Source organism: Streptomyces sp. NPDC050433 (assembly GCF_044458565.1).
GTDB lineage: Bacteria > Actinomycetota > Actinomycetes > Streptomycetales > Streptomycetaceae > Streptomyces.
Genome location: NZ_JBITIB010000003.1, coordinates 34,172 through 46,310, shown reverse-complemented (window position 1 = coordinate 46,310; position 12,139 = coordinate 34,172). Strand labels below are relative to the sequence as shown.

Here is a 12,139-nt window from a genome sequence, read left to right as displayed (position 1 = left end):
TTTCACCCTGCGTCCCGGAATGGAATGCACCATCCACGAAACGGAGACCCTGACATGACGAATACGACACGGACACGCACACGCCGTGATTTCCTCGCACTCAGTGCAGCCGCTCTGGCCGGGGCCGGTATCGCGGGCTGCTCGACGCTCGGGATCGGTGGTGATTCCTCCACCGCTTCGGGGCCCGCCAAGGCGCCCAAGCCGATCAACAAGGCTCGTACCCTTGTCGCGTACTTCTCGATGCCGGAAACGGACGAACCGGACGGCATGACCGAGGACGAGGCGAACAGCACGCACGTCGTCGACGGAAAGGTCCTGGGGAATACGCAGTACGTCGCACAGATTATCGGGCAGCGCACGGGTTCGGAGCTGTTCCGTGTCGAGACGGCGGAGAAGCTTCCCCGGAATCACGGTGCGCTCGAAGATCTCGCACTTGAGTGGCAGGAGGCCGACGAGCGGCCGAAGTTGAAGTCGAAGATCCGGAATTTCACTGACTACGACACGATCTTCATCGGCTACCCGATCTGGTGGTACGCGATGCCGATGCCGGTTCACACGTTCCTCGAGGAGCACGACTTCAAGGGAAAGACCGTCATTCTGTTCACCACCCACGGCGGAAACGGGCTTTCGGGAACCGTCGAGACGGTCACCGAGAAGCTTTCCGACGCCACCGTGGTCAGCAATGGGTTCACCATCTCGCGGGACGACATGGACGACACCGAAGGACAGGTGCGCGAGTGGCTCAGGAGCGTCGGCTAGCCGGTCGCCGTTACCGGTTGGGAGAGGGGCCCTGTCACACCCCCGTTGGCGGCTCCCCGGCAACACTCGGCCTGCCTGCGACAGACGGAACCGGCGAAGGTGGATCACATCGTCATCCCCCACCGCTCGCCGAGCAGGAGCATCGCCCCCGTGCCCACCACCGCCACCACGTCTCTCGCCACGGACCAGCCCGCGGCGGTACACCGTCTCCGTCCCGGCACCGCCGCGCTCGGAGCCGCGCTGCTGGGGTTCTTCGTCATCACCCTGGACGCGCTCGTCGTCAGTGTCGCCCTGCCCTCGATCCGGGACAGCCTGGGCGGCGGCATCACCGGACTGCAGTGGGTCGTCGACGGCTACACGCTGATGTTCGCCGCGCTGCTCCTGTCGGCCGGATCTCTCACGGACCGGCTCGGCGCCCGACGCACCTTCGGCACCGGCCTGGCCCTGTTCGCCATCGCGTCCGCGGCCTGTGGTCTCGCGCCGAACCTGGGCGTGCTCGTCATCGCCCGGCTCGTACAAGGCGCGGGGGCGGCCGTGATCGTGCCGTCCTCCCTCGCCCTGATCCGTGAGGCGTTCCCCGACGCGGGCAAGCGGGCCAAGGCGATCTCGCTGTGGGCGCTCGGCGGCTCGGCGGGCTCCGCGGCGGGCCCGGTCGCGGGCGGGTTCCTCAGCCAGGTCGAATGGCGGCTGATCTTCTTCGTCAACCTGCCCGTCGGCGTGATCGCCCTGTTCCTCCTCGCCCGCACCAAGCGCTCGCAACGCCAGACGCGGGCCGGGTTCGACTGGACCGGACAACTGTCGGCCGTCGTCACGATGGGCGCCCTGACCTTCGCCGCGATCGAGACCGGAGCGGTCGGTATCACCGCCCCCCACGTGCTGTTCTCCTACGCGCTCGCCGTGCTCGCGGCCGTCGTGTTCGTCGTGGCCCAGGCCCGCGGCAAGCACCCCATGGTGCCGCTGAGCCTGCTGGGCTCGCGCACCATGGCCCTGGCCGCCGGGATCGGCTTCGCGCTGAACGTCGGCTTCTACGGGATGATCTTCCTGCTCAGCCTCTATTTGCAGCAGGCCAAGGGCATGACCGCCCTGGCCACCGGCCTCGCATTCGTGCCGATGACGGTGCTCACCGCGTTCGTCTCCCCGACCGCCGCCTGGTTCGCCGCACGCTTCGGTCCTCGTATGCCCGTCATCGCGGGGCAGGCGGCGATGATCGTGGGCCTCGTCCTGCTCGCCCTCGTACCGGCGTCCGCGCCCACCTGGCTGCTGATCGTGCTGATGGTCCCGGTGGGAGCCGGCGGCTCGCTCGCCGTACCCGCCCTCACGTCGCTGCTGCTCGACCAGGTCCCCGCCGAGCGGGCCGGCACCGCCAGCGGCGTGCTCAACACGTCCCGGCAGGTTGGCGGTGCTCTCGCCGTCGCCGTCTTCGGCGCCCTGGTCGCAGACCGCGCTCAGTTCACCGAGGGCCTGCATACGAGCTTGGCCATCGCCGCGGCCGTGGTGCTCATCACCACCGCGGTGAGCTTCCTGCTCAGACCCCTGGCCGCACAGGACATGGCGAACCGGCCCTCGACGGCTGTTCGCCCACCGTCCCAGGGTCCTGGTCCCGCTTCGCCGGCCGCCGGAGCCGAGCCTTGGCCCCGCACCGTGAGAGCCCGCCGCACGAGGCAGGAGAAGCACCAGTGAGCAACGTGGAGACCGTCAGCCGCTTCGGCTTCGACGCGATCGGCACGCAGTGGCTGATCGAGACCGACGAACCCCTGAGCCAGGATCTGCGGCGCCATGTCCTCGACCGGATCGCGTGGTTCGACGCGACCTACTCCCGCTTCCGTCCGGACTCCCTTGTCTCCCGCATCGCCTCGGCCACCGACGGCGGGCGCTTCGAGTTCCCGGACGACTCGCTCGCCCTGTTCGGCCTCTACGACCGCCTGCACGCCGCCACCGACGGTGCCGTGGACCCGCTTGTGGGGCGGGAGCTGGAGCTCCTCGGCTACGACGCCACCTACACCCTCCGACCCGCCCCCGACGCGGTAAGGGCCGTTGAACACGCGCGGAGACGACCGGCGTGGGCCGCCGACATTCGACGGGACGGCCGAACCGTCGTCACGCGGCGCGCCCTGGTGATCGACGTGGGAGCGGTTGGGAAGGGGTACTTGGTCGACCTCGTCTCGGCCCAGCTGCGTGAGGCCGGGCACACCGGCTTCGTCGTCGACGGCAGCGGCGACCTCCGCCACAGTGGCCCACGCGCCACGCGAGTCGGTCTGGAGCACCCCTTCGACCGACGTCAGGTGATCGGGGTGGCCGAAGTACGCGGCCAGGCCCTGTGCGCCTCCGGTGTCAGCCGCCGGTCCTGGGGAGAGGGACTGCACCACGTCCTCGACGCACGCACAGGCGTGCCCGTCAACAAGGTTGTCGCCACCTGGGTCGTGGCGCAGGACGCGGCCATCGCCGACGGCCTGGCGACCGCGCTCTTCTTCGCCGAGCCGCAGCGGCTCGCGGAATCCTTCGACTTCACGTACGTGCGGATGCGGTCCGACGGGCGCGCCGAGATCTCGCCGGACTTCACGGGCGAGCTGTTCACCGACAAATGAACCGAGCCAACAAGCAAGGAAGTGCAGACGACATGGCATCTGTGAGGAATCGGTTCGCGCCAGTGCTGGTGAGCCTCTCCACCACCGCCGTGATCGCAGGCTGCTCGACCACGGGTGCCGGCGAATCCAACACGCCTGAAGAAGCGCCGAGTTCGGCATCGCGTCGTGGCCCGTACGCGGACGGTGAGTACACCGTCGACGGCGAGTACGGCGTACGAGGGTCGAGCATCGGTGTGCGCCTCACCCTTGAGGGCGGAGAGATCACCACCGTCGACGTCATCCCGCACGCGACGAATGAGACCTCCCGCGGGCTGCAGCAGCGATTCGCCGACGCGGTGCCGCAGCTCGTGGTCGGACGTGACATCGACGACGTGCGTCTCGACCGCGTGGCCGGCAACAGCAATACGCCCAAGGGATTCAACGACGCGCTTGAGGAGATCAAGGACGAGGCCAGGCGCTGACCGGCGCACCGTAGGCAGGAGCAACGCGGGTGGGCAGTGGTGGTCAGGCGACGAACGTACGGCGCGACGGTGCGGGCGCGGCCGGTACGGGCGGAGATTCAGCTGTCTCGGTGTGAGGACCGGCTGTGCCGGAAGGCTCGGTGGTGGACATGCTCACTCTCTCGAACACGGGGAAGAAGGGGCTCGCTCGTCGGTGGTGGGGGGCGCCTGGTCTCGCGGAGCAACTTCCGCTCATGTCCGGCGTGGAGGGCCGAGGAAACGCGCAACAGGCCGTGTTGTGCGGGGGAATGGCCGGCCAGGGTGCGACACGGCCCCTTTGGCACGCACCGGGGCGCGCCCGTACCTGAGTGGGCGGGTTGCCCGGCGGCTCGCTGCGACGGGGAGGTCCGCCGGGTCTTCGAGACCTCCCGGCGTCGATCAGGTCAGGCGCCGCTTGGCGAGCCAGCTGACGATCTCGGGGTCGTGATGGTCGAAGAAGAGGGTGGATCCGGTGTCCAGGGTGGCGATCCGGGCCATCTGCTCGTCGGTGAGCGCGAAGTCGAAGACGTCGATGTTCTCCGCCATGCGATCGGCTCGTACCGACTTGGGGATCGCGACGACCCCGCGCTGGATCAGCCACCGCAGGACGACCTGGGCCACGGACTTGCCGTGCTCGGCGCCGATCTCGCTCAGCACCGGGTTGGTGAACAGACCGTTCTTGCCCTCTGCGAACCCGCCCCAGGACTGGATCTGTACACCGTGCTCGCGCATCAGTTCCTGGTACTCGCCACGCTGGAAGAACGGGTGGGTCTCGATCTGGTTCACCGCGGGGGTGATCTCGTTGTTCACGATCAGGTCGACGAGCCGGTCGGGGTAGAAGTTGGCGACACCGACGGCCTTGGCGAGCCCCTCGTGCTGAAGAGCCTCCATGACACGCCACTGGCCGTACACGTCGCCGTAGGGCTGGTGCATCAGATACAGGTCGACGTGGTCAAGACCGAGCTTGTTCAGGGAGGCCTCGAAGGCGCGCAGGGTGTTGTCCTGGGCCGGAGCGTCCTGCACCCACAGCTTGGTGGTGACGAACAGTTCCTCGCGCGGGATGCCGCTGTTCCTGATGGCGCGGCCGACGGCTTCTTCGTTGCCGTAGGAGGCGGCCGTGTCCAGGAGGCGGTAGCCGGCGGCGAGGGCTTCGGAGACGGTCTGCTCGGTCTGCTCCGGCGGGACCTGGTAGACGCCGAAGCCGAGGGCCGGCATCTCGACGCCGTTGTTGAGGGACGTTCTGCATGACGTTCCTTCGGTGGAGACGGTGCGAGCCGGGGGAGCGGCTCTCCGGTTATTGCCTCGCTCCGCACGTGCTGCCGCAACCCGGCAGCCGTGCGGTACACGGCACCGGGGGCGCTCAGGCTGCGAGGACGACGAACAGCCGATGTCCTCCACTCTGCCGTCACCCGCGTCGCACAGGCAGGCCGAGTCGGACAGGGGGAACGCAGCCGGGGTGTGACAGGGCCCCCCTCAGCAGTGCCGTACGGGTGACGCCGGCGGGAGACTGGACGCATGGCACCCGAGCAGCACACCGGCGGCGACGAACTGGCGCGCTTCCTGCGCGCCCGCCGCACCCAGACCAGCCCCGAGAGCGCCGGCCTCACCCCCGGACCCGGCGCACGCCGTACGCCCGGCCTGCGCCGCGAAGAGCTGGCCACGCTCGCCGGAGTCAGCATCGACTACTACACGCGCCTCGAACGCGGCAAGGAGACCCGGCCCAGCCCCGGCGTCGTCGACGCCCTCGCCCGCGCGCTGCAACTCGACGACGACGAGCACCACCACCTGCGGGAACTCGCAGCCCGCGCGGCGCGGTACGCTCCCGAGCCGCCACCACCGCCGAGCCGGACGGTCCGCCCGCACCTCAAGCTGGTCCTGGAGACGATGCGGCCCAACCCGGCGTACATCCTCAGCCGCAGTATGGACATGCTCGCCTGGAACCCCGGCGGCCTCGCCCTGTACGCCGGGCTCTCCGACTGGCCCGCCAAGCAGCGGAACCTGGCCCGCTACCTGTTCCTCCACCCGACGGCACGCGAGCTGTTCCCCGACTGGGAGAACCTGGTCCGCTCCTGCGTGGCCCGGCTGCGCGCCGAGGCGGGCACCAACCCCGACGCACCCGACTTCACCAACCTCGTCGGTGAACTCCTCCTGAAAAGCCCGGACTTCGCGAAGCTGTGGGAGCGTTACGAAGTCGTCGGACGCAAGAAGATCCAGAAGACCTTCCACCACCCGACGGTCGGCGTCCTTACCCTCAGTTGGCAGGGCATGCACCTCGACGGCACTCTGGGCCAACGGCTCAGCACATACACGGCCGAGCCGGGCACGCCGGACCACGACGCGATGCTCCTGCTCGACATGAGTGCGGAGCCCGTGGACCGCACCCCGTCGACCGAGCCGAGCGCGCGGCGTGAGGCAGGATAGCCGTCACCGGCACCACGGCGGAAACGAGTAGCCGAATCGAGTACGTCCCCGCGTCCTGTGCGCGTCAGCTCGTCGGTCGTCAGCCTGTCGGCTCGACGGCCGAGCGCTCGGACCGGTGCTCGGCCATGTCGTCCAGCAGGCCGATCGCTTCGTAGTCCTGCGTGCCCGGCTCGGCGGTGAAGACACCGAGGCGCTGGCCGGTGGACCCCTCGATCTGCATGGACTGGTAGCTCAACGTGGTCGTGCCTACGTCCGGGTGGTGGAAGGTCTTCTGCCCGTCCATACGGCGGCCCTTGACCTCATGCTGCGCAGGTGCTGGTGTTCGTCGTGGCTGAGTTTCAGGGCACGCGCGAGGGCGTCGACGACGCCGGGGCTGGACCGGGTCTCCTTGCCGCGTTCGAGGCGCGTGTAGTAGTCGATGCTGACTCCGGCGAGCGTGGCCAGCTCTTCACACCGCACCCGGCCGCCGCCAACCTCGCTGGAGTAGGCGGCGACCTCAAGACGCGTGCGCAGGATCTGTTCCGGGCGAACTGCACGGCGTGGCCGGCCGCGATCGTCTACGTCGCCCGCAAGGGCGTCGACGCAGGCGAGGTGGGACGGCTCCCCAGCGGGCCGCTCAGTCGGGTGTCATGTACGGCCGCCGGAAGATTCTTGTCCGCTCGGCGCCGTCGGGGCGTACTGCCGTGGCCGCCTGCGCGACCGCGGCTTCCAGGGCCCCGCTCGTGTCGAGCGGGACAGCCTCGGGCCACGGTTCCGCTGCCGCCACCATCGCCTCGCCCACATCGGGACCGGCGTCGGACGGGCCCGGCGGACGGGTGGCGAGCCGGTGTGCGGCGACTTCAGGCGGGACCTCACAGCGCAGGGAGACCAGATCGGCACCATGGCGCCGGGCGGCCTCGGCGGCGGCGTTCCGGTACTCCCGGACGTTCCAGGTCGCGTCGAGCACCACGGATTCCCCGGCGGACAGGAGCGCCGAGGCCCGGCCGACCAGTTCGTCGTAGGTGCGTCGCGTCCAAGTGGGGGTGTAGACGCCTTTCTCGTACTCGGCGGGCGCGGGTCGCTCCGGCGGAAGGCCCGCCAGTTCTTTGCGCAGCCGGTCGCTGCTCAGCAGGGTGAACCCGAACCGGTCGGCCAGCGCACCGGCCACCGTGGACTTGCCGCTGGCGGGCAGGCCGCCGACGAGGACGAGCCGTATCGCGGAGGTCCGCAGGTGGCGGACGGCGATGTCTGCGAACCGTTCTGCCTCCGACCGGGCGGTGGGGACGCCCTGTCGCTCGCGGAACAACGAGACCTTGGCACGGACGAAGGCGCGATAGGCGACGTAGTGGTGACGCAGGGACGGCGGTGCGTGGTCGCCCGAGTATTCGCTGTATCGGGCCAGGAAGTACGCGGCGGCCTCCGGTGCCCCCAGCTGTTCCAGGTCCATGGTGAGGAAAGCCGCGTCGTCGAGGCCGTCGACGTAGCGCAGCGTGTCGTCGAACTCAAGACAATCCAGGACACGGGGCCCGTCGTCGAGGCAGAAGATGTCCTCGGCCAGCAGGTCGCCGTGTCCGTCCACCACCCGCTTCTCATCGACACGGGTGTCGAAGACATCTTTCCGGCCCGCCAGATAGCGGCGAACGAGATCCGCGATCTCGCGGCCGTACGGCAAGGGAGGCTGCTGCTCCTGCAGCGCCTGGATCTGTTCGAAGCTCGCCTCCCAGCGGGCGAGCAGCGCGTCCCTGGTTCCTTCGCGGGAGATCGCGGCAGTGTGCGGGGAGGCGGCGTGGCAGGCCGCGAGGATCCGAGCGGTCCGGCGCAGCGCGTCATCGACGGGGGCACCGACGGCGACCAGATGCGCGAGCCTGCGTTCGGCCGGCATCCGGCGCATCACCACGACCGGCTCGGGCGAACCGCCCCACGGCAGGGCCATCTCGGCGACCCCGTCGTACACGTCGGGAGCGAAGCGCCGGTTGAGCAGAACTTCCCGCTGGCACGCCGCGCGCCGGGCACGGGTGGTGCTGAAGTCGAGAAAGCCGAGGTCGACGGGCTTCTTCACTTTGTAGGCGTGGTGACCGAAGAACACCACGACCGCGGTGTGCGTCTCGGCGACAGCGGCGGTCGGCGAGACGCCTACTCCGCTTGTCGTTTCTACGGAATTCGAGGACATCACGTGCCTCTCCCGCGACAGCCGGCCCCACACCGAGGCCGGGGCTTGACCACTTCCATGGTGCGCGGCCACTGCCCCCGTTGCGTAGGGCCGAGTAGCCCTTCCACGTGCCCAAGCGGCTGGTCAGCACTCGCCGTGGACCCGCCCGGCCCACGGCCTCGGCCAGGTCACCCCAATCGTCTGGAGCAGATGCGCCGCCTCGACGATCTGCGCAAGGCGGGAGCGGTGACGGCGGGTGAGGTCATGTCCGCGCCCGCCGTGACGGTCCTGGAGGACGCCACGCTGGCTCAGGCGGCCCGGACCATGGCGAGGGGAAAGCTGAAGCGGCTGCCGGTGGTCGACGCCTCGGGGATGCTTCGGGGGATCGTCAGCCGCTCCGACCTGCTCAAGGTGTTTCTCCGGTCCGACGACGACCTCGCGGAGGAAGTACGCGGCGACGTGGTCGAGCCTCTCTTCCGCGAATCCGGGGGAGACGTGCGAGTTACGGTCGCCGCCGGGGTGGTCACGCTCAGCGGCACTGTCCGTGACACGGCCCTTGTCCCGGTGGCGGCCCGTCTGGTCCGCGCGGTCGAGGGTGTGGTGGACGTCGAGTGTGACCTGGTGGGACCGCGGACCGCGTGAGGGACTTCACGTCGCCCGAACCGCGTCCCGGAACCATGCCGGCCTGTGACGTGGGCTGCCACCCGCGAGCCCGCACGGATCAGGCCGGGTCGCGCTCCGGGACCCTCCCACCGGGGAAGCCGTCGGTCTGCCACGACCGGCCGTCAGGCAGCACCGCGAACCCTTCGTAGCCGTCGAGTGATTCCAGCCAGTCCCGTGCCGGCTCTCCCTTCGCGAAGGCGGCGGTGGCATACGCGTCGGTCAGTTCGTCCCAGCGACCGTCTTGTCGACGACCACCGTGTCGCCACACTCGACGGGGATCGTCAGGGTCTGAACCGCCTGCCGGGCGGTGAGCCGAGTGTCGGAGTAGATGCCGGGGCGGCCAACCACCCGCACCCGTGAGGCCGGCGCGATACGGATGTCGGACGTTCCGTACATCGCCGTCCAGGGCCGCTTCGACCTCCACTTCGCCCGCCCAGCCCTCGGCGGTGAACGAGGTGCGCTGCGCGGCCAGATGTGGCTCTCCCATATGGACCAGTCGGCACTGTTCCACGTGCGGTCGGCGGTCGCCGTCCTCCTCCGCCGTGTACACCGACCGCCTCGTGAGGTGCTCATCGTGGGGGCCGTCCCTTGCCGCCCTCGATCACGGGCTGCCATGTCCAGTCGGTCACCTCGGGAAGGTCGGTCCCGTGTTCCCGGATCCAGCTGTGGTGCCGGAGCCGGGCGTCCTCCATGGCCTGTCGCGTCGGGGTGGCCCGGACCGCCAGCCCGGGGACACGGTCGATGACGTCCATGACGAGCTGGTACCGGTCCATGTTGTTGAGCACCACCATGTCGAACGGGGTCGTGGTGGTACCGGTCTCCCGGTAGCCGCGCACGTGCAGATTCGGGTGGCCGGTACGGCGGTAGGCGAGACGGTGGATCAACCACGGATAGCCGTGGTAGGCGAAAATCACCGGCTTGTCGCTCGGGAACAGCGCGTCGTACTGGCTGTCCGAGAGCCCGTGTGGATGTTCTGTCTCCGGAAGCAGCCTGGCCAGGTCGACCACGTTCACCACGCGGATCGCGAGTTGGGGAAGATGGCGACGGATCAACTGAGAGGCGGCGAGCACCTCTTGCGTCGGGACGTCTCCGGCACAGGCGAGCACCACATCCGGCTCGCCCCCCTCCCGCTCGGTGCCGGCCCATTCCCAGACACCCGCCCCGCGGGCGCAGTGCGCGCGTGCCTCGTCCATGGTGAGCCAGTCGAAGGTGGGCTGTTTGCCGGCGACGACGACGTTGACGTAGTCACGACTGTGCAGAACGTGCTCGGCGACGGAGAGCAGCGTGTTGGTGTCCGGCGGCAGGTAGACCCGAACGACCTCGGGGCTCTTGTTGAGTACGTGGTCGACGAAGCCGGGGTCCTGGTGGGAGAAGCCGTTGTGGTCCTGGCGCCAGACGTGCGAGGTGAGCAGGTAGTTGAGGGAGGCGATCGGCCGGCGCCAGGGCAGGGCGCGGGACACCTTGAGCCACTTGATGTGCTGGTTGACCATCGAGTCGACGATGTGCACGAAGGCCTCGTAGCAGGAGAAGAATCCGTGCCGCCCGGTGAGGAGGTAGCCCTCCAGCCAGCCCTGGCAGGTGTGTTCGGAAAGGATCTCCATGACACGGCCGTGCCGGTCGAGGTGTTCGTCCACGCGGAGTGCGGTGGCCTGCCATGCCTTTCCCGTGGCCTTGTACAGCGACTGGAGCCGATTGGACGCGGTCTCGTCCGGACCGACGACGCGGAAGTCGCGGCGCTCGCTTGTGGCCTCCATGACCGATTCCAGCAAGTCGCCCAGCACCCGCGTCGGTTCGTGCGTGGTCGCGCCGGGACGGTCGACCTTCACGGCATACGGCTCCAGGGCCGGTACGGGCAGATCCCGCAGCAGCAGGCCGCCGTTGGCGTGCGGGTTCGCACCGAGCCGGCGCGCGCCCTCGGGGACGCACGCCAGCACATGCGGGAGCGGGCGGCCGTCACGGTCGAAGAGCTCCTCCGGCCGGTAGGAACGCAGCCACGCCTCCAACTGCCGCAGGTGCTCGGGGTTTTCGCGTACGGCGGGCAGCGGCACCTGATGGGCCCGCCAGGTGCCCTCGACCGGCAATCCGTCCACGGTGGCCGGTCCGGTCCAGCCCTTGGGCGTGCGCAGGACGATCACCGGCCAGCGGGGGCGTTCGGTGACACCGTCCTCCCGGGCGGTGCGCTGGATGAGGGCGATCGTGTCCAGCGCGGTGTCCATGGCCTCGGCCATGGCGCGGTGGACGGCGTACGGCTCGTCTCCCGTGACGTGCAGCACCTCGTGACCGTAGCCGCGCAGCAGTTCGTCCAGTTCCTGCTCGGGAATACGGGCGAGTACCGTCGGATTGGCGATCTTGTAGCCGTTGAGGTGCAGGATCGGGAGAACCGCGCCGTCGCGGACCGGATCGAGGAACTTGTTGGAGTGCCACGACGCCGCCAGCGGGCCGGTTTCCGCCTCGCCGTCGCCGATGACACATGCGACCAGGAGGTCCGGATTGTCGAACGCGGCGCCGTAGGCGTGGGAGAGGGAGTAGCCGAGTTCGCCTCCTTCGTGGATCGACCCGGGCGTCTCGGGCGCCACATGGCTGGGTACCCCGCCGGGGAAGGAGAACTGACGGAAGAGGCGCGCCATTCCGTCCGCGTCCCGCCCGATGTCCGGATACGTCTCGGAGTAGCTTCCCTCCAGCCAGGCGTTGGCCAGCACCGCCGGGCCGCCGTGGCCGGGCCCCCAGACGCACAGGGCGTTCTGGTCCCGCGCCTTGATGACGCGGTTGAGATGGGTGTGGACGAGGTTCAGCCCTGGGGAGGTGCCCCAGTGGCCGAGTAGTCGGGGCTTGATGTGCTCCGCGCGCAGCGGCCCGCCGAGGAGTGGATTGCCCATGAGGTAGATCTGGCCGACAGCCAGATAGTTGGCGGCCCGCCAGTGCGCCACCAGATCCGCCAGTTCCGGTGTCGTGTCGGTGACCGGGTCAGGCGCCGACGTACTCGCGTCTCGCATCGCATCCTCCCGCATCGCTTCCTCCGGGCCGCCGTGAAGCCGGGCGGCGAATTCCAGCCTCCCCCCGACAGGCGCTCCCGGCCAACGGACCACTGGCCTGTCCGGGACCCG

The 12,139-nt window shown here is 69.4% G+C and carries 11 protein-coding genes and 2 pseudogenes; 6 read left to right on the top strand and 7 right to left on the bottom strand.

Going from position 1 to position 12,139, the window contains the following annotated elements:
• The first annotated feature begins 24 nt into the window (after nucleotides 1–24).
• The 4 genes from ACIBLA_RS05075 to ACIBLA_RS05060 all read left to right on the top strand — a co-directional run bounded on the left by ACIBLA_RS05075 (nucleotide 25) and on the right by ACIBLA_RS05060 (nucleotide 3,805).
• On the top strand, nucleotides 25–759 hold the full coding sequence (locus tag ACIBLA_RS05075; protein ID WP_399197777.1) for a flavodoxin: 735 nt from the start codon (nucleotides 25–27) through the stop codon (nucleotides 757–759).
• 150 nt (nucleotides 760–909) lie between these two features.
• Nucleotides 910–2,439, top strand: a complete 1,530-nt coding sequence (locus ACIBLA_RS05070; protein WP_399197776.1) for an MFS transporter — start codon at nucleotides 910–912, stop codon at nucleotides 2,437–2,439.
• Entirely contained in the window at nucleotides 2,436–3,344 is a 909-nt protein-coding gene (locus tag ACIBLA_RS05065) for an FAD:protein FMN transferase (protein ID WP_399197775.1), read from the top strand. The genes ACIBLA_RS05070 and ACIBLA_RS05065 overlap by 4 nt, the downstream gene beginning before the upstream one ends.
• Nucleotides 3,345–3,376: 32 nt before the next feature.
• Nucleotides 3,377–3,805 (top strand): hypothetical protein, encoded by a 429-nt coding sequence (locus ACIBLA_RS05060; RefSeq protein ID WP_399197774.1) that lies wholly within the window; start codon nucleotides 3,377–3,379, stop codon nucleotides 3,803–3,805.
• A gap of 417 nt (nucleotides 3,806–4,222) precedes the next feature.
• Here the strand turns inward: ACIBLA_RS05060 and ACIBLA_RS05055 are convergent, their stop codons facing one another.
• The gene (locus ACIBLA_RS05055; RefSeq protein WP_399197773.1) at nucleotides 4,223–5,038 is read right to left on the bottom strand and encodes an aldo/keto reductase; all 816 of its coding nucleotides are present in this window, start codon (nucleotides 5,036–5,038) and stop codon (nucleotides 4,223–4,225) included.
• A 300-nt stretch (nucleotides 5,039–5,338) separates the two neighbouring features.
• On the opposite strand from ACIBLA_RS05055, the gene ACIBLA_RS05050 reads away from it, so the two are divergent.
• Complete coding sequence (locus tag ACIBLA_RS05050; RefSeq protein WP_399197772.1) at nucleotides 5,339–6,244, top strand: helix-turn-helix transcriptional regulator; 906 nt, start codon at nucleotides 5,339–5,341, stop codon at nucleotides 6,242–6,244.
• A gap of 79 nt (nucleotides 6,245–6,323) precedes the next feature.
• Here ACIBLA_RS05050 and ACIBLA_RS05045 read toward each other — a convergent pair whose 3' ends face one another.
• From ACIBLA_RS05045 to ACIBLA_RS05035, 3 genes are all read right to left on the bottom strand, one after another.
• Nucleotides 6,324–6,527, bottom strand: coding sequence for a hypothetical protein (locus ACIBLA_RS05045; protein ID WP_399197771.1), 204 nt, complete (start codon nucleotides 6,525–6,527; stop codon nucleotides 6,324–6,326).
• Complete coding sequence (locus tag ACIBLA_RS05040; protein ID WP_399197770.1) at nucleotides 6,491–6,703, bottom strand: helix-turn-helix domain-containing protein; 213 nt, start codon at nucleotides 6,701–6,703, stop codon at nucleotides 6,491–6,493. Before ACIBLA_RS05040 ends, ACIBLA_RS05045 begins: the two co-directional genes overlap by 37 nt.
• Nucleotides 6,704–6,860: 157 nt before the next feature.
• Nucleotides 6,861–8,393, bottom strand: a complete 1,533-nt coding sequence (locus ACIBLA_RS05035) for an AAA family ATPase (protein ID WP_399197769.1) — start codon at nucleotides 8,391–8,393, stop codon at nucleotides 6,861–6,863.
• 159 nt (nucleotides 8,394–8,552) lie between these two features.
• Between ACIBLA_RS05035 and ACIBLA_RS05030 the strand changes: the two are divergent.
• A pseudogene (locus tag ACIBLA_RS05030) lies at nucleotides 8,553–9,014 on the top strand (CBS domain-containing protein); the annotation flags it as partial.
• 240 nt (nucleotides 9,015–9,254) lie between these two features.
• Here ACIBLA_RS05030 and ACIBLA_RS05025 read toward each other — a convergent pair.
• From ACIBLA_RS05025 to ACIBLA_RS05015, 3 genes and pseudogenes are all read right to left on the bottom strand, one after another.
• Entirely contained in the window at nucleotides 9,255–9,431 is a 177-nt protein-coding gene (locus ACIBLA_RS05025) for a hypothetical protein (RefSeq protein WP_399197950.1), read from the bottom strand.
• A gap of 10 nt (nucleotides 9,432–9,441) precedes the next feature.
• A pseudogene (locus ACIBLA_RS05020) lies at nucleotides 9,442–9,522 on the bottom strand (hypothetical protein); the annotation flags it as partial.
• Between the two features lie 82 nt (nucleotides 9,523–9,604).
• Entirely contained in the window at nucleotides 9,605–12,028 is a 2,424-nt protein-coding gene (locus ACIBLA_RS05015) for a phosphoketolase family protein (protein ID WP_363242931.1), read from the bottom strand.
• Nucleotides 12,029–12,139 lie beyond the last annotated feature (111 nt).

Coding starts and splice junctions, on each gene's coding strand:
- ACIBLA_RS05025 (WP_399197950.1), bottom strand. CDS start 9,431: ATGTACGGAACGTCCGACATCCGTATCGCGCCGGCCTCACGGGTGCGG.
- ACIBLA_RS05060 (WP_399197774.1), top strand. CDS start 3,377: ATGGCATCTGTGAGGAATCGGTTCGCGCCAGTGCTGGTGAGCCTCTCC.
- ACIBLA_RS05055 (WP_399197773.1), bottom strand. CDS start 5,038: ATGCCGGCCCTCGGCTTCGGCGTCTACCAGGTCCCGCCGGAGCAGACC.
- ACIBLA_RS05015 (WP_363242931.1), bottom strand. CDS start 12,028: ATGCGAGACGCGAGTACGTCGGCGCCTGACCCGGTCACCGACACGACA.
- ACIBLA_RS05050 (WP_399197772.1), top strand. CDS start 5,339: ATGGCACCCGAGCAGCACACCGGCGGCGACGAACTGGCGCGCTTCCTG.
- ACIBLA_RS05045 (WP_399197771.1), bottom strand. CDS start 6,527: ATGGACGGGCAGAAGACCTTCCACCACCCGGACGTAGGCACGACCACG.
- ACIBLA_RS05035 (WP_399197769.1), bottom strand. CDS start 8,393: ATGTCCTCGAATTCCGTAGAAACGACAAGCGGAGTAGGCGTCTCGCCG.
- ACIBLA_RS05075 (WP_399197777.1), top strand. CDS start 25: ATGCACCATCCACGAAACGGAGACCCTGACATGACGAATACGACACGG.